The organism is Phocaeicola plebeius DSM 17135 (genome assembly GCF_000187895.1).
In the GTDB taxonomy this organism is placed as follows: domain Bacteria; phylum Bacteroidota; class Bacteroidia; order Bacteroidales; family Bacteroidaceae; genus Phocaeicola; species Phocaeicola plebeius.
Genome location: NZ_DS990131.1, coordinates 87,395 through 107,279 on the forward strand (window position 1 = coordinate 87,395; position 19,885 = coordinate 107,279).

Consider the following 19,885-nt stretch of genomic DNA (forward strand, 5'->3'; position numbering starts at 1 on the left):
CAAGGTAATTATGCAATATATCATACGTCTTGAATGGTTCATCATACTTGTCTTACTGCAAGTACTGGTACTCAACCACATTCATTTTGAACAATATGCCACACCGTTGTTCTACATCTACTTTTTATTGAAAATAGATTCAGACAACAGCCGTAAGGGATTAATGTTATGGGCCTTTTCTTTAGGACTTTGCATCGATATTTTCAGCAATACACCAGGATTAAACGCTGCCACAGCCGTATGTACAGCCTTCTGCCGCCCATGGATTCTAAGATTGTTTTCCTTGCGTGACATTACAGACAACTTTGAACCAGGCATGTATCAGATGGGATTTGCTTCATTCTTCCGATATACGATAGTCCTTGTTTTATTACATGCTTTCATACTGAATATCTTGGATACATTCTCATTGGCCAACATGCCCACGCTGTTGCTGAAAATTGCCAGTGATACAATTGTCACGCTCATATTCATCTTATGTGTTGATTCTGTCAGGAGGAAAAAATAGTGGAAAGAAACTACGATCTTGAAAAGCGAAAATATGTAATTGGCGGTGCAGTCATTGTGATTGTACTGATTTTTCTTATACGTTTACTTTCACTGCAAATCATGAGTGAAGACTACAAGAAAAATGCCGACAGTAACGCTTTCCTCAAAAAAATACAATATCCAAGCCGGGGAGTCATATACGACCGAAATGATAAACTGCTGGTTTATAATCAGGCTGCTTACGACATCACCGTGATTATGAAAGAAATTACGGAGCTGGATACCATGGATTTATGCCAAACACTGAAAATCTCACCGGAGTTTCTGAGAAAAAAATTCCGTGACATGAAAGATCGCCGGCTTAATCCTGGCTACTCCCCTTACACCAACCAGGTATTTCTTACCCAGCTGTCGGCCGAAGATTGTGGTGTGTTCCAGGAAAAACTATTTAAGTTTCCAGGATTCTATATCCAGCGACGTACCATCCGACAATATACCTACAATGCCGGAGCTCACATTCTGGGAGATATTGCCGAAGTTTCCAAATCCGATATGGAAAAGGATGAATACTATATTCCCGGCGACTTTATCGGTAAATTAGGTGTAGAGCGTTCTTACGAAAAGCAGTTACGAGGAGAAAAAGGTATTGAAATATTATTACGTGATGCCCGAGGACGAATCCAGGGGAACTATATGGACGGAAAATTCGATAAGGCTCCTGTAGCAGGAAAAAACCTGCGACTGAGTCTGGACATCGAACTTCAGGAGCTGGGAGAACGTCTGCTGGAAGGAAAAATCGGAAGTATTGTAGCCATAGAACCATCCACAGGTGAGGTGCTCTGCTTAGTTTCTTCACCGACTTACGACCCTCGAAAAATGGTCGGAAGAAACCGCGGTAAGAACCATCTGATACTGGCACGTGACCCCTGGAAGCCTTTACTGAACCGTGCCATCATGGGTACCTATCCGCCAGGCTCCACTTTCAAAACTTCGCAGGCACTGACCTTCCTGCAAGAGGGAATCATAACCACCCAGACCAGTTATCCGTGTTTTGGTGGATTCAACTTCCGGGGACTTCATGTTGGCTGCCACGGTCACCCCTCGCCGCTTTCACTGATTCCGGCATTAGCAACTTCCTGCAACGGATATTTCTGCTGGGGGCTCTATTACATGATTGGTGCCCGAAAGAAATACGGAACCGTACAAAAAGCCATGAACACCTGGAGAGATTATATGGTATCCATGGGATTCGGTTATCCGTTGGGAATCGACCTTCCCGGAGAAAAAAGAGGATTTATTCCCAATGCAAGCGTCTACGACAAAGCTTACCGAGGCTCATGGAATGGACTGACCATTATCAGTATTTCCATCGGACAAGGTGAGGTCACACTAACTCCATTACAAATAGCCAACTTAGGAGCAACCATCGCCAACAGAGGCTATTTTATCACACCTCATGTGGTGAAAGAGGTAGAAGGTGAACCGCTCGATACACTTTACACACGGAAAAGATATACCATGGTAGACCGTTCACATTACGAGGAAGTGGTACAAGGCATGCGTTCTGCCGTATTGGGCGGAACTTGTAGAGGAGCCAACTTACCCGACATCGAAGTATGTGGAAAAACCGGAACGGCACAGAACCGTGGAAAAGACCACTCAGCCTTTATGGGATTTGCTCCCATGAAAGATCCCAAGATTGCCATAGCAGTCTATGTGGAAAACGGAGGATTCGGTGCGGTATACGGTGTACCCATCGGACGACTCATGATTGAAAAGTATTTAAAAGGAAAACTCTCGCCAGAAGACGAAGTCATGGCTACAGAGATTCAAAACAGGAGGATTGATTATGGGATACATGAGAGGTAGTGTATGGAAAAATGTAGACTGGTGGACCATCGGGCTTTACCTGATACTGGTCATCTGCGGATGGGTCAGTGTGTGTGGAGCAAGTTATGATTATGGTGAGCCGAATTTCCTGGATATTACCACACGCGCCGGTAAACAGCTGATGTGGATAGGCTGTTCACTGGGGATAGGCTTTGTCATACTCATGCTTGAAGACCGCATATATGATACCTATGCCTATCTGCTTTATGGCATCATGATTTTGCTACTATTCGGTACTATCTTCAACCCGCATGAAATCAAAGGTTCACGTTCATGGATTGTATTAGGACCGGTAAGTCTGCAACCTGCTGAGTTCGCCAAATTTGCAACAGCCCTTGCATTAGGAAAATATATAAACGAATATACTTTCCAGATGCAGCGCACCCGCAATCTGATAACCGTATTGGGCATCATTCTGCTGCCTATGGCATTGATTATACTCCAGAAAGAAACAGGTTCTGCCCTGGTGTACCTATCCTTTTTTTTAATGCTCTACAGGGAAGGGATGACCGGAACGGTTCTATTCTCCGGAATCTGTGCTGTGGTATTTTTTATTGTCGGCCTAAAATTCAGTGCAGAAATTATGCCTGATGAAATGACATCATGGGGAGAATTCTCCGTGTTGACGCTGGTCATTCTGCTTTCTTCCTTTCTGGTGGGAAGATATTGCCAGCGTCAGTCGCCCAAACTTGCAGCCTACATTTTCGGTATCGGAGGCGGAGGAACGTTATTAGGAGCTTTGTTTTCCAACTACGTAATTCCGTTTAATGTATGTCATCTCCAGTTAGCCCTTTGTGGAGGTATCGTACTTACACTGGCTTTCTTCTATCTGCGTGAACGACTGAGAGCTTATTTCTATGTAATTCTGTTCGTAGTTGGCTCGGGCATCTTTTTCTTCTCGACCGACTATGTATTCAATCAGGTACTTGAACCTCACCAGAAGATTCGAATCGAAGTGTTATTGGGAATGAAAGATGATCCTGCAGGAGCCGGATACAATGTCAATCAAAGTAAAATTGCCATCGGTTCCGGAGGATTATTCGGAAAAGGCTTTCTCAACGGAACACAGACCAAATTGAAATACGTTCCGGAACAGGATACCGACTTCATTTTCTGCACCATTGGCGAAGAACAAGGATTTGTCGGCTCCGCTTTTGTCATTTTCTTGTTTATGGCACTCATTCTACGCCTTATCGTGCTATCCGAGCGACAGGAAAGCCGCTTTGGAAGAGTATACGGCTACTGTGTACTGAGTATATTCTTTTTCCATCTCTTCATCAATATAGGAATGGTTCTCGGACTAACCCCCGTTATCGGTATCCCCCTTCCCTTCTTCAGCTACGGCGGTTCCTCATTGTGGGGATTTACCATCCTGCTGTTTGTCTTCCTCCGCATTGACGCGGCCAGGGAGAAATAACCGGATTCCCACATCGGATATTCCAGGCAATGGATTCTGCCTCATCAGATGAGTGATACGAAAAATGCGTTCTATTGAGTCGGTAGAGAAAATAACCGGTTTATCTGACACATATACATGCTGATACAATCCTCCCATTGCCCCACTCTGCACCCAGTGTCCTTTTTCATCGGTCAGATAAATGTGCAGTGTATCCGTGCAGGGCGGTATTGAATCGCCTTCCGACTGCGTCACCGAAAGCCAGATATCCCGATAAGGATATTCTCCGGTATGACGGAGGCCTATCTCCATCCGGTACTCACCGGAAGAAAGTCCTACAGGAAGATGGAAAGCCAGGGAATCAGATTTATCCCAGCCTTCTTCACCAGAAACAGCCTGATATACATGATAACGTGTATCTGTATGACAGGCATTCAGCAGGAACAAGACACATAGTGCCAGTCCTGCCTTTATATAATAGATAAAAGATTCTTTAAGCCTGTACATCCGTATTTGTATTACGCTCCGGACGTTTGTTTCCCTCGTTATTCCGACGGAAATTTCTCCGCCCGTTGCGGTTAGGGCGAGGTTCCTGACCGGCTTTTGCCTGTGGTGCATTTCCGGCATTTTCAGCCGCTGGAGCCTGTGGAGCTGCCGGAGCCGGATTCCCTTTCGGTCTCTGTGGACGGTTATTTCTTCCTTGCGGTCCTTTATTTTCTTTCTCCTTAGGAGCGTCTGGAGTTTGTCCATTACCCACTTCTACAGGAGCCGCTGACGCATTGTTTTGTGATGCCTGCCCTTTTTGTTTCTTTTTCCGGTTCTTACCACCTTTTGTCTTATCAAAACGGGTCAAGCTCTCTTGCTCCAGCAAGTCTTTTGAACGCTGCGATTCACGTCCGGAGAATTCGTCATCCAATTTTTCAGGCTTTTCTCCCCGTTTATTCATATTCAGCACTTCAAAGGCTCTGCGTGCGGAGATAGTCACTTCATTTGCCAGGAAACTCTTATCCGTACTATAAGTAATAGTTCCTTTCAGAATATCTGCCTTGAAGTAATAATACATGTTGTCCAACGTTTCAAGGGTAATTTCCTTACTCGGCAAGCGTTTCTGACATTCCACGTAGGCATCTACTTCATAATTCAGGCAGCATTTCAGTTTGGCACACTGTCCGGCCAGTTTCTGTGGATTAAGCGAAATATCCTGAAAACGAGCCGCACTGGTCGACACTGAAACGAAGTTCGTCATCCACGTAGCACAGCACAACTCGCGTCCGCACGGTCCGATTCCTCCGATACGTCCGGCTTCCTGACGTGCACCAATCTGTTTCATTTCGATACGCACCCGGAAAGTCTCAGCCAGCACCTTAATCAGCTGACGGAAATCCACACGTTCATCTGCAATGTAATAGAATATTGCCTTATTGCCATCACCCTGGTATTCCACGTCACCGATTTTCATCTGAAGTCCCAGGCTTTCTGCAATCTTACGCGAGCGAATCATTGTATCATGTTCACGTGATTTTGCTTCCTCATATTTTTCCATGTCCACCGGCTTTACCTTACGGTAAATACGGCGTATTTCTGCATCAGGCTTCAAATTAGCCTTACGCATCTGCAAGGGAACCAGTCTTCCGGTCAGTGTTACCGTACCGATGTCATGTCCCGGACTGGCTTCCACTGCCACAATATCTCCCTTCTCCAAATGCAGCCCGTTGCTGTTTTTATAATATCCCTTACGGGTATTCTTAAACTGAACTTCCACCATATCCTGTTCGTCTGCATTTCCAGGAATATCGGCCAGCCAGTCGTAAGTATTCAATTTATTATTCTGTCGTCCGCAGCCTCCACAGCAGAGTCGGCCACTTCCGTTTTTAAGCTTGAAATCGTCCATATATTGTTATTGTTGTTTCATTTCTACAATCATCCTCAGCGCCATATCAAAAAAAACCATCTTCGGATTCACATTCTGCTCAATGTGTACCTGTGCCTCCTCCAGCAATCCCATCACGGAAATAATGTTCCGCTCATTGATGTAAGGAGCAAAACGGCTGGCAAACTGTAACTCCTCCGGACTCAGATATACCATATCAGGTTGACGGAAATTGCAGATAAAGTTTTCACGCACCATCCGCTGGCAATATTCCAGGAGGTTCTTCTGCCGCTCGCGCCCCATTCCTGCCACCTGCTCACTCCACGCTTTCAGACTACGAATATCACGTTTATAGGCCGTGCGCATCAGGTTCACAAAGAGTTCAAAACAAAGCTTGTTTTCCTCTCCCAAATGCACATTTTCCACAGCCCTCAACAAACTTCCGGCCGAACGGTGTGCTATGTCACGGGCATCTTCCACAGGGAGCATATAACGCTCCACCAGATAACGCTCAATGTCCGACTCCGGCAAGGGCTTTAAATTGATGCGCTGCGTACGACTCACAATCGTAGGAAGCAATAAATCAGGTTCCTCACTCACCAACAGAAAAACAGTCTTTAAAGGAGGTTCTTCCAGCAGTTTCAGCAACTTATTCGCACATTCCACATTCATTTTTTCCGGAAGCCAGATAAGCATGACCTTGTATCCTCCCTGACTGGCTTTCAGCGAGAGTTTCCGTTGAATTTCATCACTCTCACGCACATAAATCTGAGGTTGCTGATTGCCCGCATCAATGACCCTCATCCACTCCTGAAGGTCGGCATACGGATTACGTCCCAGCATTTCACGCCATTGAGGCAGGAATTCATCACAGACCACGTCCCTTCCGGCCTTTTTACGTACCACCGGAAAAGCAAAATGCATGTCAGGATGAGCCAGATGGTCCATCATCTTGCACGAATTACATTGGCCGCACGCATCATTTTCTGCAGGATGATGACAAAGAAGATAACGTGCCACAGCTAAAGCTACGGGTAGCTTTCCACTTCCAGCAGGTCCCGTCAGCAACACAGCATGAGGCATCTTCCCATTCTTTGCACTATGAATGAGAAGTTGTTTCACACCTTCTTGTCCGATTACATCCTTAAAAAACGACATATTGTTCCGTAAAAATCAGGTTCTTTTTTTGACTGTTACTACTATATAATCGGACAAAAATAAGAAAAAAATCGTAGTTTCAGGAGATATTCACCTTTTATTATTATATAACCGGCGTAAACAAATGCGCGAACCACCCTACGAAACGACGCCATACACTCCGCTTCTTATATTCCTCACGGGGCATAATCGTACTATTGAGCTTGTCGTTTTGAAATACTTCCCCCAACTCGGCAGTAGTAGGCAAATCCAGAATAAAAGCATTGATTTCATAATCATAATGCAGACTACGGCTGTTCAAGTTCGTACTGCCCACCGTACAGAACCGCTCGTCCACCATCATGATTTTAGAATGATGAAAGCCTCCATTAAACACGTAGATGTGTGCTCCCGCCTTACGCAGCTTATTGGCTATATAAAATCCGGCATCGGGAGTAAAAGAGATATCCGACTTCCCCGGAATCATAATTTCCACCCGAACTCCCCGTTCAGCCGCCCGTTTGATGGCATTTCTGACCTTACGGGTAGGAGTAAAATAAGGATTGATAATCTGCACCTTACGTTCTGCAGCATCCAACGCTGCAATATAAGCTTCACGCATGATTTCCGGACAAACTTTCGGAATACGCTGCACAATGGCCACCCTTCTTCCGGAACCCTCGCACAACGTATCGTGCACCACTTGTCCTTCTTTCAAACCTTCGTGCGTTTCCTTATTCCATACGCCTAAAAAAGCTTTTTCCAGATACTGCACAGCCGGTCCTTCTATACGGATGTGCATATCGCGCCAGGGACCGATTTCGGGAAGCCCGTTGATATAATAATCGGCAATATTCATGCCTCCCGTATATCCCACCTTTCCGTCAATTACCACAATTTTCTGATGGTCACGACAAAACACGTGATTGATATAAGGAAAACGAATGGGACTGAAACGGGCCATTTCCACTCCTCTTTCCGCCAGCATCTTCAGATGTTCCTTTCGCAAGGGACGACTGTTCGACAAATTTCCAAAGTCATCAAACAGGGCCTTGATTGTCACTCCTTCTTTGGCTTTCTCCGCCAACAAGGTAAACAATTCCTTGGCAATAGAATCACTGCGGAAATTAAAGTATTCCAGATGGATATAGTTTTCAGCCTTCTTTATATCCTCAAACAGATGTTCAAACTTGCTGCGACCGCTCTTCAACAAAGTCATACGATTACAAGCCGTAACAGGAATTTGTTTTTCTTTCAAAAAACGGGCAAACAAGGAATCAGCAGGCAAGTAAACTTTAGCAGTATCTACTTCAGCCCGACCTGGAACCTCTTTCAGGCTTTGTCCTTTGACCGAAATCACACTACATATAATTATTACCCACCCTAACAGGTATAACTTTACTTTCATCTTCATAACGGTTATCGGGCAAAAATATGGAATATTTCAGAAAAGACCATGATTTTCTGAAACAGAATTGAAAGATTTACCATCTATTCCGCCAAATAGCCTTATATATACTCCCCTGACATGATGAAACTCTTAGCTGTAATTACCAAACAAAATACTGCTTCCAAACGCAAGTGCATTCACAATGAAACGTAAGTACATTTGACACAAAACACAAGGAAGTTTCATCTTAAACGCAAGTACATTTCAGATTGAACGAAAAGGTGTTTTTTCAAGGAAGAAGAAAATGCCTCAGGAAAGTGAAAAAAGGATACAAAATCTTGACATCAGCATATTAAATAAGGCAGCAGGGAAAAGAATTTAAAGTGATAAAATGCAAACAAAGAAATGTAACCTACTCTTTGCAAAATTGGGATATGACATCTAAAAATAGTGAAATTTTTCCGTAATTGCCGAAAATCATCTTTTTTCATCCTATATTTACCAGTGTAAAGATTCGTTTTCACTGATAACTTTCCTATCTTTGCATTGAAGAAAAAACAAAGACTGACTATACACTTTTATACATAACTTAAATACATAAGAATTATGGAATTTGTAACAAACGAAAAACTTACCATTGTTGGTGCTGCCGGTATGATCGGTTCTAACATGGCTCAGACTGCTATCATGATGGGCTTAACTCCTAACATCTGTTTGTACGACCCGTACGCTCCAGGTTTGGAAGGTGTTGCTGAAGAATTGTTCCACTGCGGTTTCGAAGGTGTGAACATCACTTTCACTTCAGATATCAAAGAAGCGCTGACTGGTGCTAAATATATCGTAAACTCAGGTGGTGCTGCTCGTAAAGCTGGTATGACTCGTGAAGACCTGTTGAAAGGTAACGCAGCTATCGCAGAAGAATTCGGTAAGAACGTAAAACAGTACTGTCCGGATGTAAAACACATCGTAGTTATCTTCAACCCTGCTGACATCACAGGTTTGATCACACTGTTGTACTCTGGTTTGAAACCGGGTCAGGTAACTACTTTGGCTGCTCTTGACTCTACTCGTCTGCGCAGCGAATTGGCAAAACACTTCGGTATCTCTATGGACGCTGTTGAAAACTGCCGTACTTACGGTGGTCACGGCGAACAGATGGCTGTATTTGCTTCTACTGCTAAAGTAAACGGTAAAGCTTTGACAGACATCATCGGTACTGACGCTTTGACAAAAGAACAGTGGGCTGAAATCCAGCAGAAAGTAACTAAGGGTGGTGCTAACATCATCAACTTGCGTGGCCGTTCTTCATTCCAGAGCCCGTCATACGTTTCTATCGAAATGATTGGTGCTGCTATGGGTGGCAAAGCATTCCGCTGGCCGGCTGGTACTTACGTTTCTAACGAAAAGTACGACCACATCATGATGGCTTGGGAAACTTCTATCACTGCTGACGGTTGCCACTGCGCTGCTTTGAACGGTACTGCAGAAGAACAAGCTGCTTTGGATAAGAGCTACGAACACTTGTGCGCACTGCGTGACGAAGTAATCGCTATGGGCGTTCTTCCTCCAGTAGCTGAATGGAACAAGCTGAACCCGAACATTAAATAATCGGATTTTCCATTAATATAAAAGGAGACTGAATCATCGGTCTCCTTTTTTTATGCCCAATTCTAACGCACTTGTACATCATACAAAATCATAAAAACCTCATTTTTATATATTTACGTTTTCCCAATGTACATCTGAAAACATTCAGTCTCTCTCTTAAAAGCACTACCTTTGCCGCTCTTTACCATGTATTCCTAAAACCACGGGCAGCAATGAGAATATACACTTTACTATTTTTCTTTATTTCAGCACTGATCTGTCACTCGCTGTATGCACATACTCCCGCGAGCAGTTATTTTTTGATGCAAGACTCCACGTCTTCTCTTACCTCATTGACTCTTCCAGCGAAGCCAAAGAAAACAAAGGAACTTTTCCAGCATAACTTTTCGTACATGGGAATTCCTTTTATCGTTTCCGGCTTAATCGTGAAAAAACAAAACCAGGATTTCCGTACACTACGCAATCGCTTCCAGCCTACCTTTCACCACGAATATGACAATTATACACAATATGTCCCGTTAGTTGCTACATGGAGCATGAAATTAGCTGGAGTAGAAAGTCGTAGTTCATGGAAGGAGCTCACAGTCAGCAATGTTTTCTCAGCAGCCCTTATGGCCGGCTTTGTCAACACCCTGAAATATACGACCAAAGAAATGCGTCCGGACAATTCGTCAAACAATTCATTTCCTTCCGGACATACAGCCACCGCTTTTATGTGCGCCACAATCCTGCATAAAGAATACGGCATGCTCAGTCCGTGGTATAGCATCGGGGGATATACCCTGGCAGGAGTGACTGGTATCACGCGACAGCTGAACAACCGTCACTGGATTGGCGATGTACTGGTAGGAGCCGGAATAGGTATGATTTCAACAGACTTAGGCTATTTCTTTTCCGACCTGATTTTTCGTAAGAATACCACCAGCAGCCAGTTAACAACCCACTTCAACCGCTACGATACACCTTCATTCCTGAGTCTCAACATGGGATTTGCCACAGGACCTTCCACTTTACGCACCGCCGACCTCTATGACACAGAAGAAGGAACTCCTTTGGGTATGCGCCTGCATACGGGTACATCGACCGTTGTCAGCGCAGAAGGAGCTTACTTTTTCAATGCGTATATCGGCTTGGGAGGACGCCTGAGAGTAGCTACCGTACCTGTTATTGCCGACATTCCCGAAGAGAACAAACAACATTTTGACCTGGACAATGACTTAAAGGAAGGAGCTCCTGTCAACATGTACCTGCTCGACGGACTGGAATCGGACCATTTAGGCATGTGCGACATCGATTTAGGACTTTACTTTTCTTATCCGCTCAGCAGCCGTTTCTTAATAGGAAGCAAACTGTTAGCCGGACGACGCACTAATGCAAACTTTACCTTAAATTCTATTTCACGGATTAATCCAGCCATTTTCGACCGTCAGAAAGTGAGCCAGGAAGCCTACGACCAATTCTATAAAGCCGACGTAGATTACTATATCCAGCAGGAAGGCCTCAGCGTTCAGGAAATGCTACAAAGCACTTTCATTGATGAAGAGTTTCTTCATATCCGTAAAAGTTCTACATTCAAATTAGGAACCGGCCTTTCTCTCGCCTACCGCTACAAGGAAAATGCGGCCCTGCGTCTCTATTGCGACTATGACTTTGCCTCCCCTCGGCTGACATACGACCTGGAGAACTCCTGGGCAGACGAAGACGGTAACCGGGAAGTCCGTTCGTATAGTAAAAGAACGCCTATGCATAATTTTACTTTCGGAGCTTCCATCGCGTTCATGTTTTAACGGCTAAGTACCCTCAATCCTTGCCACCTTTCCGTCTGAATTCTGCCGGAGCAATGCCGAACTGTGCCTGAAAACATTTCGCAAAATAAGAAGGAGAAGAAAAACCAACCCTGAAACATGCTTCACTACTGGACACTTCTTCCTCCGCCAATAAATATGCAGCCTTTTTTAAACGAATCAGACGGATATAATCATTAGGAGTCATTCCCGATATAGCCTTGATTTTCGCGAATAGACCCGACCTTGAAATCCCGACTTCTTGAGCCAACACATCCACTGTAAAATCAGAGTCAGTCATTCGTTTTTCTATAATCTTTGAGATTTTATCCATCAAAAGTGTATCCAGCTTAGAAATAGAAACAGAAGAGACCAACGGTTTAGTCTTGAAATCTTTCTTCATGCCTTCTCTATTTCTGAAAATACTTGCAATCTGCGCATTTATCACATCACCCGAAAATGGTTTTTCCAAGTATACATCAGCTCCACTTTCAAGTCCCTCCACGTAGTCTTCGGAAGCAGCCTTTGCCGTAAGCAAAATCACTGGAATATGGCTGGTAGAAAGATTCTGTTTGATATTTCGACAAAGCTGTATACCATCCATCACAGGCATCATCACATCACTGACTACCAAATCTGGCATATTCTGTAAGATGCTATCCCAGGCTTCTTTCCCGTTTTCTGCACACGACACTTGATAACGAACAGACAATAGTTGATGTAAATACTCCCTCAAATCTTGGTTATCATCTACTATCAGAACACGATATTGCCCTTCAGGGATGTCGGCCTTATCCTCAGCCTGTATATCTTGAGAGGATACCTGCTCAACCACCTGCCCTTCTTTATGCTCAAGTCTATCAAAGCTGACAATGAATGTAGAACCAACCCCCAGTTCACTTTCCAGATTCAAACCGCCATGCATCAAATCAACCAGTTTCTTAACCAACGAAAGTCCTACTCCCGTTCCGATACGTCCGGAAGATGCCTTATCCGGGACCTGATAGAAAGGAGAAAATATCTTTTCCTGCTCCTTTACATCGATACCCTGCCCGTTATCTCTCACCCGTACCTCCAGTTTCTTATCACCAACTATCAACAAATCAATCCAAATGCAAGTGTCTGTAAACTTCAATGCATTTGATAATAAATTGCTGACCACCTTCGTAAAGGCCTCCTGATCGACACGGGCATAACAAGATTCTTCCGGCATAGTCAGACTAATTTTTATATGCTTTATATCTGCTGAAAGTTGAAAACGCTGATATACATTCATCAATAAAGTTTTGATATTAGTTTCAGCCAATATCACATTCATTCCTCCCGATTCAGCCTTCCGAAAATCCATCAACTGATTCACCAACGTAAGCAAACGTTTCCCGTTTCGTTCTATTACCTGTAATTGAGGAAGTACATCCTTCACTGTTCCAGAACTCTTCATCACATTTTCCAGTGGTGCCAGAATCAATGTCAACGGAGTACGTATTTCATGCATGATGCCCGTGAAGAACTCAATCTTACTCTGATAAATCTCACGGTCTTTTTTAATTGTCAATAAACAAACAGACATATTAAAGATGAAAATAAAATCCAAATAAATACAAGCAAATAGGCTTTATATCAGTTATTTATAAGATAGTTGTTTCTTTCAGTTGTTTTCACTATTTTCTGTTAATTGGTTCTTTTTGGGTACATTTTTGTTCCTTGTTTGTTTCTTGATTTCAGTTTTAATTCGTACATTTGCATACGAAAAATAACGAATGAAAGAATACGATTATGCCACGAATAAAGAAGCCTAAAAAAGTAAAAGAACCAATCCGTCTTCGGATGAAGGATTTGTCCGATGGCAGCAAAAGTCTGTATCTGGATATATATCGTAACGGCAAACGGACATACGAGTACCTGAAGCTGTATCTTATTCCGGGAACGGACAGCAATACCCGTCGGCAAAATGAAATAACAATGGCTGCCGCAAATGCCATCAAGTCGAAACGTATTATCGAACTGACCAGTGGTGAAGCCGGTATCGTGAACCATACGGATAAGGTTTATCTGCTGGACTGGATGCAAACCTATCTGGAGTACCAAGAGAAACGCGACAAGAAGGGCATCGGTCAAATCAAAGCCGTTACCCATATCCTGAAAGAATATGCAGGGGAAAGATTTATATTGGATCGGGTTGACCTCGCTTTTTGCCAAGGCTATATCGACTACATGCTGACAACTTTCCGCCCCAAAGGAAAGCCGATAGCAGCTTCTACACGCAACACCTATTATCAGATATTCAATGGCGCCCTGAATGCTGCCGTTCGGGCTAAACGGTTGTTGAGAAACCCGTTTAACGAGATGGAAAAGTCGGAGAAGCCCAAAATGCCGGAAAGCGTGCGGTCCTATATGACCATCGAAGAGGTACGGGCATTGATTGCCACTCCGATGCAGGAAGGGAGGGTAAAAAATGCCTATCTGTTCTCCTGCTTCTGCGGACTGCGTATCAGCGATATTGTCGGCCTGAAATGGAAGAATGTCTTTGTCGATAACGGACAGTACCGTCTGGCGGTAGCTATGCAGAAGACCAAAGAACCGATTTACCTGCCACTCTCCAACGAGGCGTTGAAATGGATGCCGGAGCGTGAGGACAAAGCTGCGGACGATCCTGTGTTCAACCTGCCTTCAAATATCAATCAGTATCTCAGACCGTGGGCCGAAGCGGCCGGAATCACCAAGCGTTTTACTTTTCACACCGCCCGGCATACATTCGCGACCATGATGCTGACGCTCGGTGCGGATCTCTATACCGTATCGAAGCTGCTTGGCCATACCTCCGTGAGAATGACACAGGTGTACGCCAAAATCATCAACCAGAAAAAAGACGAAGCAGTCAATTTGGTTAACGGCCTATTCGACTGATGTAGTCATACATGTCAAATTCAATTTACAGGTAAATATTTCCGGCTTTTCTCCGATATTTCAAATGGTCGAAGTAATGCCACTATTATAATAAGTATAAACCCATAAAAAACAATTCGACATGAAAGGACAAAACAACAGGTCCTCTCTTTTTTTGAAGGGAGACCACATCTGCACCACTTCGCTACGGAACAGGATGTAGCGGAAGAGTTTTACGCATTACTCTCTGAAGCAAGGGAGCTTTATCTTCAAGACGTCATGGCAGGCGGCAAACGGTATGGCCGCTACGTGGATGACTTTACAAACAGTCATCGGTACATCGACTGCAACAGTGCGGTTTGCAGGAATTGCCATGAAATGAACATTCATATCATCAGAGGGCTGTTGCTCGATTGTACAAGTCTCGTCAAAAGCCTCTTTACCGCAGAAACATTTTCTTTCGAGGAGTGCATGGCCTTGAAACGAAAGTACGACATTGCCGGAGTATGGTTCGACTCTTCACGTATAGAAGATTCCCGAAACGATCCACCTCTCTCCTTCGGTTGTAATTTTTCCCGTGAACAGATGACAGGTATTGTGGCTTGCGCCAACGCTTATCATCTGTTTTGCGTTTCCACTCTCCGCATCGAGGACATGGAAGCGCTTTTTGCCTGCAAGGAGAATTTCTGCATACGTGTGAACAATATCCGCCATGTGGCGGTTCTGTTCGATGCGTTGCTCGAAAACACCTTTATTCTGCCTCACTGGCAGTCGGTTCTCGACAAGGGGCGGTTCCTGTTGTCCAAAGACGGCACAAGATATGTTACCGCTTCAAGCCTCTCGTCCGCCCTGTCTGCGGCGAGGAACAACATTACATCGGCAAACCTCGGCATACGAAAAGCCATCAGCCGGCTGAAAATATGACACGAAGTGCCAAAAAGCCAAGTATGTGAAAGATAAAACAGTGACAGTTGCCGTGATACGTGCATAGTATCACGCCGGAATTTCCGGCTGTCCGGTTCACATCACATAACTTTGACCTCCGTTAGCGCGCTGCATAACGGAGGTAACTCTCCATTGTCTAATTTTAACATGTATTTTATGCAAAACAGAACAACATTCATGGAGCGGTTAAGCGAACGGCTGACCGCCATAGAAGCGGTTCTCAAGAAGTTGGAGCCGGTGGAAGGTCTGTTGGAGCGTGTGGCTTTGCTGGAAAATACCATTTACACGACCAAGAAGGTCTTCACTTTTCAAGAGGCGTGCATGTATATCGGCGTGTCCGAAAGTATGTTGTACAAACTCACATCGAACAAGGAAATTCCGCATTACAAACCTCGCGGCAAGATGCTTTACTTCGCTAAGGAAGAGCTGGACGCGTGGCTCTTGCAAAACTACGAACCTACGGTGGACGATGCCATGCGTATGGCGACGGAAGTATCCGCAACCCAACCGTTCTTTAACCAGAAGCGCTATGGAAAACGAAAAAAGAACTGACCGTAACTCGTGGGCGGAGCTGGACGAGAATCGCTTGTCGGATATTCTCACGGCATCGCAGATAAAGGCCACGGACACCTACGTGACTCCGCCCCAGATTATATGGATCGACAACTCCACCATAGCGACGCTCGGCAATTTCAGCGCTTCGACAGGTAAGGCGAAGGCAAAAAAGACGTTTAATGTCTCTGCCATTGTCGCTGCGTCACTGGCGGGCCGGCAGGTCTTGAACTACCGGGCGCATCTGCCCGAAGGCAAGCGCAGGATCTTGTACGTGGACACCGAACAGAGCCGTTTCCATTGCCATAACGTGTTGGAACGCATTCTCCGCCTGGCGGGACTGCCCACCACAACCGACAACGAGAATCTCGATTTCATTTGCCTGCGGGAATATACGCCGGCCGTGCGTATTGAGGTCATCGACTACGCCCTGCGCCAGAACAAAGGGTATGGGCTGGTCATCATTGACGGCATCCGCGACCTGATGCTCGACATCAACAGCACCAGCGAATCGGTGGAGGTTATCAACAAGATGATGGAGTGGTCGTCGAAATACGACCTGCATATCCATTGTGTGCTGCACCTGAATAAAGGCGACAACAATGTACGCGGGCATATCGGCACGGAAATGAGCAATAAGGCGGAAACGGTGCTGGTCATCACCAAGAGTGCGGAGAATCCCGTTATCAGTGAAGTTCATGCGCTGCATATCCGCGAGAAGGAGTTCAAACCGTTTGCTTTTTCCGTTGATGACGAAGGATTGCCGGTCATGGTGGATAACTATTCGTTTGATGGCAGCGTGAGACCGAAGGCCCGGAGCAGCTTCATGGATTTGTCTATCGAGCAGCACCGGGAGGCGCTTTCCGCCGCTTTCGGGGACAGGCCCATCAAAGGTTTCGAGAACGTGCTGCAGGCTCTCATGGCTTCCTATGAGGCTATCGGGTTCAAACGGGGACGCAGCGTCATGATAAAACTGCTGCAGTACCTGACGGAAAACCTGAAGCTGATCGTCAAACGGGACAAGCTCTTTTATTACGATGTGACCCCGACCGAAGCCTTGCTTTTCGACGAAGAATGCGAGGGCGCGGAAGGTGAAAAATAATTTAGTTTACTTTGGTCCGGGTATATATAGGAGAAAAACCAAAGTAAACCGTTTTTTGAAAACAAGTGAAAAGAAAATGACATGACCATAGCGGAAGCAAAACAACTGCGTATCGTGGACTATCTTGCCAGTCTCGGCTACCACCCCCAGAGTGTAACATCGAAACAATACTGGTATTTGTCGCCGCTACGCAATGAACGTACCCCGTCGTTCAAGGTCAATGACCGGCTCAACGAATGGTATGACTTTGGCGCAGCGACGGGCGGAGACCTTGTGGAACTGGGCAAACACCTTTACCGGACGGACAGCGTGAGCGAAGTGCTTGCCTATATAGGGAAGCACGAGAACGCTATCCCGATACAAAGGGTGCGGATTCCGGGGACAACGCCCCGACCCGTCGAAGCCGACATGAAGGACGTGCTCGTCGTACCGTTGCAGCACCATGCGCTGCTCTCGTACCTTCATTCCCGTGGAATCGACGGAGACATCGGCCGCATGTTCTGCCGGGAGGTCCATTATGAGTTGCGGCAACGGCGTTACTTCGCCCTTGCCTTCGGTAACGTGGCGGGCGGGTACGAGGTTCGCAACCCTTATTATAAGGGCTGTATCCGGTGTAAGGACATCTCTGTCATCAGGCATTCTCATAGTGAAGCACAGAACCGGGTTTGCGTGTTCGAAGGCTTCATGGATTTTCTCTCTTACCTGACACTGAAACAGACGGGTGATGATACAGTCTGCATCGACACATCTTGCGATTACCTCGTGATGAACTCGGTGAACAACCTGAAAAAGGCATTGGAACACTTGCAGGTGTACGAGGAAATACACTGTTATCTCGACAATGATCTCGCCGGGCAGAAAACGGAAGAGACCATCGCCGGCATGTACGGCAAGCGGGTGCACAACGAAGCACTCCGTTATCACGAGTACAAGGACCTGAACGATTACTTGCGCGGAAAGAAACGGTAAGGCATTATCGTTACCCCTCCCTTGAAAGCTCTCCTCCCGGAGGGCTTTTTTTATGCCCGTTTTTCCCTGTACATTCGCCTCAAAGTATGAAATCAAAGTTCAATTTATGTGTTTCGTACTTATTTCTATATAATAAAATACTGTTTGATATAAAGAATGTTCATTATATCAAATATAATACTTTCCTTTGCATTCGTACTTTCAAAGTTCAATTAAAGTTTAATTTCATACTTAAAACAGATGAGTTCATACTTTATATTCGCCCTTGTACTGACGGTGCTGTACATCGTCTATTACGCGGTCAATATTACCCGTGACCTGTATGGAAAGAAGGGAACGGAGAAGACTGACGAGGAAGTTTTCGACCTCGGTCCGATGGATGCCACGGAAGAGAGTGTCGAGGTTTCGGAGAACGAGACCGGGTTTAGTATCGGAAATGAGACATGCGACACGGAAGCCGTAGCTGCCCCGCCTACGGTACAAGACGGCGATACAGGGAAAAAGGAGGCAGCCGCGAAAGAGCGGCTTGAAAGGCTGAAGGCCAAGGCGGAGGCGCAGATGGAAGAGATCGCTCCCTACCTGTCCGACGGCTTTACCGACGAAGAGATGTATAAGGCGATGATTTCCAAAGGACGCTTGGACAACCGTCCCTGCCTGAAATGGAGACCGGTCAAAGATAAGCTGTAAGATGTCGAAAACGAAAAAGATACTATGTGCGCTTTGTTCCATCATCCCCTGTTCAGCTCTGGCGAAAAGCGGCAGCGTGAATTACAGTTGGGGTGCGGATGCGCTGGCGACGATGCACGACTACGTGGTAACGATGATGTTCTACGTCCAAGCTCTCTGTTGTGCCATCGCCGGGATTTGTGTGATTGTGTCCGGATTCCAGATTTACGTAAAGATGAACACGGGCGAGGACGGCATTACCAAGTCCGTCGTAACGCTTGTGGGCGCGTGTCTGTTCCTGATCGGTGCGTTCCTCGTCTTTCCTGCCTTTTTCGGCTATCGCATATAGAAACCATCAACCGGCGGCGTGTTGCCGCGATGATGATTCGGAAGAACTGCAATACTTACCCTAAAAATAAATAATCATGTTTCAAAAAATCAAAAGACAAATGAAAAAAATGTTTTCTGCTAAAAAAGTACAGATGCTCACACTGATGTTGCTGTGTGGCACGACGGCCGTCATGGCCCAGAACTCCGCAGGCGATTATTCCGCCGGTACGACTGCACTGGCGACCGTGACCGAGGAAATTGCCAAGTACGTTCCCATCATGGTCAAACTGTGTTACGCCATCGCAGGCGTGGTGGCTATCGTAGGCGCTATCTCGGTGTACATCGCCATGAACAACGAGGAACAGGACGTGAAGAAGAAAATCATGATGGTCGTAGGTGCATGTATTTTCTTAATCGCTGCCGCACAAGCACTTCCGATGTTCTTCGGTATCGGCGCATAAACCTTCCGCACGATGAAAGGCAAGAACGAACGCTACCCTGACTACCCGCTGTTCAAGGGTCTTCAACGGCCTTTGGAGTTCATGGGCATCCAGGGACGCTATATCTACTGGGCGGCAGGCGTTGCCGGCGGAGCCATCGTCGGCTTTATCATCGCCTACTGTCTCGCAGGGTTCGTGGTCGGACTGGTCGTGCTGGTTGCGGTCGTCTCGACGGGTATCGCCCTTATCATGCTCAAACAGCGGAAAGGGCTGCATACCAAGAAAGACGGGTGCGGGGTGTATATCTACGCCCACTCGAAGAAGCTGTGAGAAGAAAAAAACCATCACGGGCAACGTGTGGTCTTGTTGAATGTTGAACGCGGGCCGGCCGCCTGAAATCCGGGCGGCCCGGCCTTTTTTATCGTATTTTG

Annotated in this window: 19 protein-coding genes; 14 read left to right on the forward strand and 5 right to left on the reverse strand. The window is 45.7% G+C overall.

The features are described from left to right. The first annotated feature begins 10 nt into the window (after positions 1–10). The 3 genes from mreD to rodA are packed head-to-tail and all read left to right on the forward strand — an operon-like array spanning position 11 to position 3,796. Positions 11–508, forward strand: coding sequence for a rod shape-determining protein MreD (gene mreD / locus BACPLE_RS11600; protein ID WP_007562114.1), 498 nt, complete (start codon positions 11–13; stop codon positions 506–508). Beyond that, positions 508–2,358, forward strand: coding sequence for a penicillin-binding protein 2 (gene mrdA / locus BACPLE_RS11605; protein WP_007562116.1), 1,851 nt, complete (start codon positions 508–510; stop codon positions 2,356–2,358). Before mreD ends, mrdA begins: the two co-directional genes overlap by 1 nt. Beyond that, positions 2,339–3,796, forward strand: coding sequence for a rod shape-determining protein RodA (gene rodA / locus BACPLE_RS11610; protein ID WP_040313051.1), 1,458 nt, complete (start codon positions 2,339–2,341; stop codon positions 3,794–3,796). The genes mrdA and rodA overlap by 20 nt, the downstream gene beginning before the upstream one ends. Here rodA and BACPLE_RS18905 read toward each other — a convergent pair. The 4 genes from BACPLE_RS18905 to cls form a co-directional block, all read right to left on the reverse strand. Then, positions 3,731–4,282, reverse strand: coding sequence for a gliding motility lipoprotein GldH (locus tag BACPLE_RS18905; RefSeq protein WP_081458127.1), 552 nt, complete (start codon positions 4,280–4,282; stop codon positions 3,731–3,733). The genes rodA and BACPLE_RS18905 overlap by 66 nt on opposite strands. Then, positions 4,269–5,666 (reverse strand): PSP1 domain-containing protein, encoded by a 1,398-nt coding sequence (locus BACPLE_RS11615; protein ID WP_007562122.1) that lies wholly within the window; start codon positions 5,664–5,666, stop codon positions 4,269–4,271. The genes BACPLE_RS18905 and BACPLE_RS11615 overlap by 14 nt, the downstream gene beginning before the upstream one ends. Positions 5,667–5,672: 6 nt before the next feature. Beyond that, complete coding sequence (gene holB / locus BACPLE_RS11620; protein WP_007562124.1) at positions 5,673–6,803, reverse strand: DNA polymerase III subunit delta'; 1,131 nt, start codon at positions 6,801–6,803, stop codon at positions 5,673–5,675. Positions 6,804–6,906: 103 nt separating this feature from the next. Next, positions 6,907–8,196 carry a cardiolipin synthase gene (cls, locus tag BACPLE_RS11625; RefSeq protein ID WP_007562126.1) on the reverse strand — a complete coding sequence of 430 codons (1,290 nt, stop codon included), beginning with the start codon at positions 8,194–8,196 and terminating at the stop codon, positions 6,907–6,909. Between the two features lie 582 nt (positions 8,197–8,778). Here cls and BACPLE_RS11630 point away from each other — a divergent pair. Both BACPLE_RS11630 and BACPLE_RS11635 read left to right on the forward strand, forming a co-directional pair. After that, on the forward strand, positions 8,779–9,780 hold the full coding sequence (locus tag BACPLE_RS11630) for a malate dehydrogenase (protein ID WP_007562130.1): 1,002 nt from the start codon (positions 8,779–8,781) through the stop codon (positions 9,778–9,780). 392 nt (positions 9,781–10,172) lie between these two features. After that, positions 10,173–11,567, forward strand: a complete 1,395-nt coding sequence (locus BACPLE_RS11635; RefSeq protein ID WP_040313053.1) for a phosphatase PAP2 family protein — start codon at positions 10,173–10,175, stop codon at positions 11,565–11,567. A 13-nt stretch (positions 11,568–11,580) separates the two neighbouring features. Here BACPLE_RS11635 and BACPLE_RS11640 read toward each other — a convergent pair whose 3' ends face one another. Then, complete coding sequence (locus BACPLE_RS11640) at positions 11,581–13,134, reverse strand: hybrid sensor histidine kinase/response regulator transcription factor (protein ID WP_007562134.1); 1,554 nt, start codon at positions 13,132–13,134, stop codon at positions 11,581–11,583. 206 nt (positions 13,135–13,340) lie between these two features. Between BACPLE_RS11640 and BACPLE_RS11645 the strand changes: the two genes are divergently transcribed. The 9 genes from BACPLE_RS11645 to BACPLE_RS11685 all read left to right on the forward strand — a co-directional run bounded on the left by BACPLE_RS11645 (position 13,341) and on the right by BACPLE_RS11685 (position 19,784). Further along, positions 13,341–14,471, forward strand: coding sequence for a site-specific integrase (locus tag BACPLE_RS11645; RefSeq protein ID WP_007562137.1), 1,131 nt, complete (start codon positions 13,341–13,343; stop codon positions 14,469–14,471). 258 nt (positions 14,472–14,729) lie between these two features. After that, entirely contained in the window at positions 14,730–15,374 is a 645-nt protein-coding gene (locus tag BACPLE_RS11650) for a hypothetical protein (RefSeq protein WP_032953679.1), read from the forward strand. 198 nt (positions 15,375–15,572) lie between these two features. After that, a complete protein-coding gene (locus BACPLE_RS11655) occupies positions 15,573–15,947 on the forward strand; it encodes a helix-turn-helix domain-containing protein (RefSeq protein ID WP_004294465.1) in 375 nt (124 codons plus the stop codon). After that, positions 15,925–17,049: an AAA family ATPase gene (locus BACPLE_RS11660; protein ID WP_007562144.1), complete on the forward strand. Its 1,125-nt coding sequence runs from the start codon at positions 15,925–15,927 to the stop codon at positions 17,047–17,049. The genes BACPLE_RS11655 and BACPLE_RS11660 overlap by 23 nt, the downstream gene beginning before the upstream one ends. 81 nt (positions 17,050–17,130) lie before the next feature. Further along, a complete protein-coding gene (locus BACPLE_RS11665) occupies positions 17,131–18,018 on the forward strand; it encodes a toprim domain-containing protein (protein ID WP_007562147.1) in 888 nt (295 codons plus the stop codon). Between the two features lie 240 nt (positions 18,019–18,258). Then, positions 18,259–18,705 carry a hypothetical protein gene (locus tag BACPLE_RS11670; RefSeq protein WP_007562149.1) on the forward strand — a complete coding sequence of 149 codons (447 nt, stop codon included), beginning with the start codon at positions 18,259–18,261 and terminating at the stop codon, positions 18,703–18,705. Position 18,706: 1 nt separating this feature from the next. After that, positions 18,707–19,033 (forward strand): DUF4134 domain-containing protein, encoded by a 327-nt coding sequence (locus tag BACPLE_RS11675; RefSeq protein ID WP_004289321.1) that lies wholly within the window; start codon positions 18,707–18,709, stop codon positions 19,031–19,033. 76 nt (positions 19,034–19,109) lie between these two features. Beyond that, complete coding sequence (locus BACPLE_RS11680; RefSeq protein ID WP_007562151.1) at positions 19,110–19,475, forward strand: DUF4134 domain-containing protein; 366 nt, start codon at positions 19,110–19,112, stop codon at positions 19,473–19,475. Between the two features lie 12 nt (positions 19,476–19,487). Beyond that, positions 19,488–19,784: a DUF4133 domain-containing protein gene (locus tag BACPLE_RS11685; protein ID WP_007562154.1), complete on the forward strand. Its 297-nt coding sequence runs from the start codon at positions 19,488–19,490 to the stop codon at positions 19,782–19,784. Positions 19,785–19,885 lie beyond the last annotated feature (101 nt).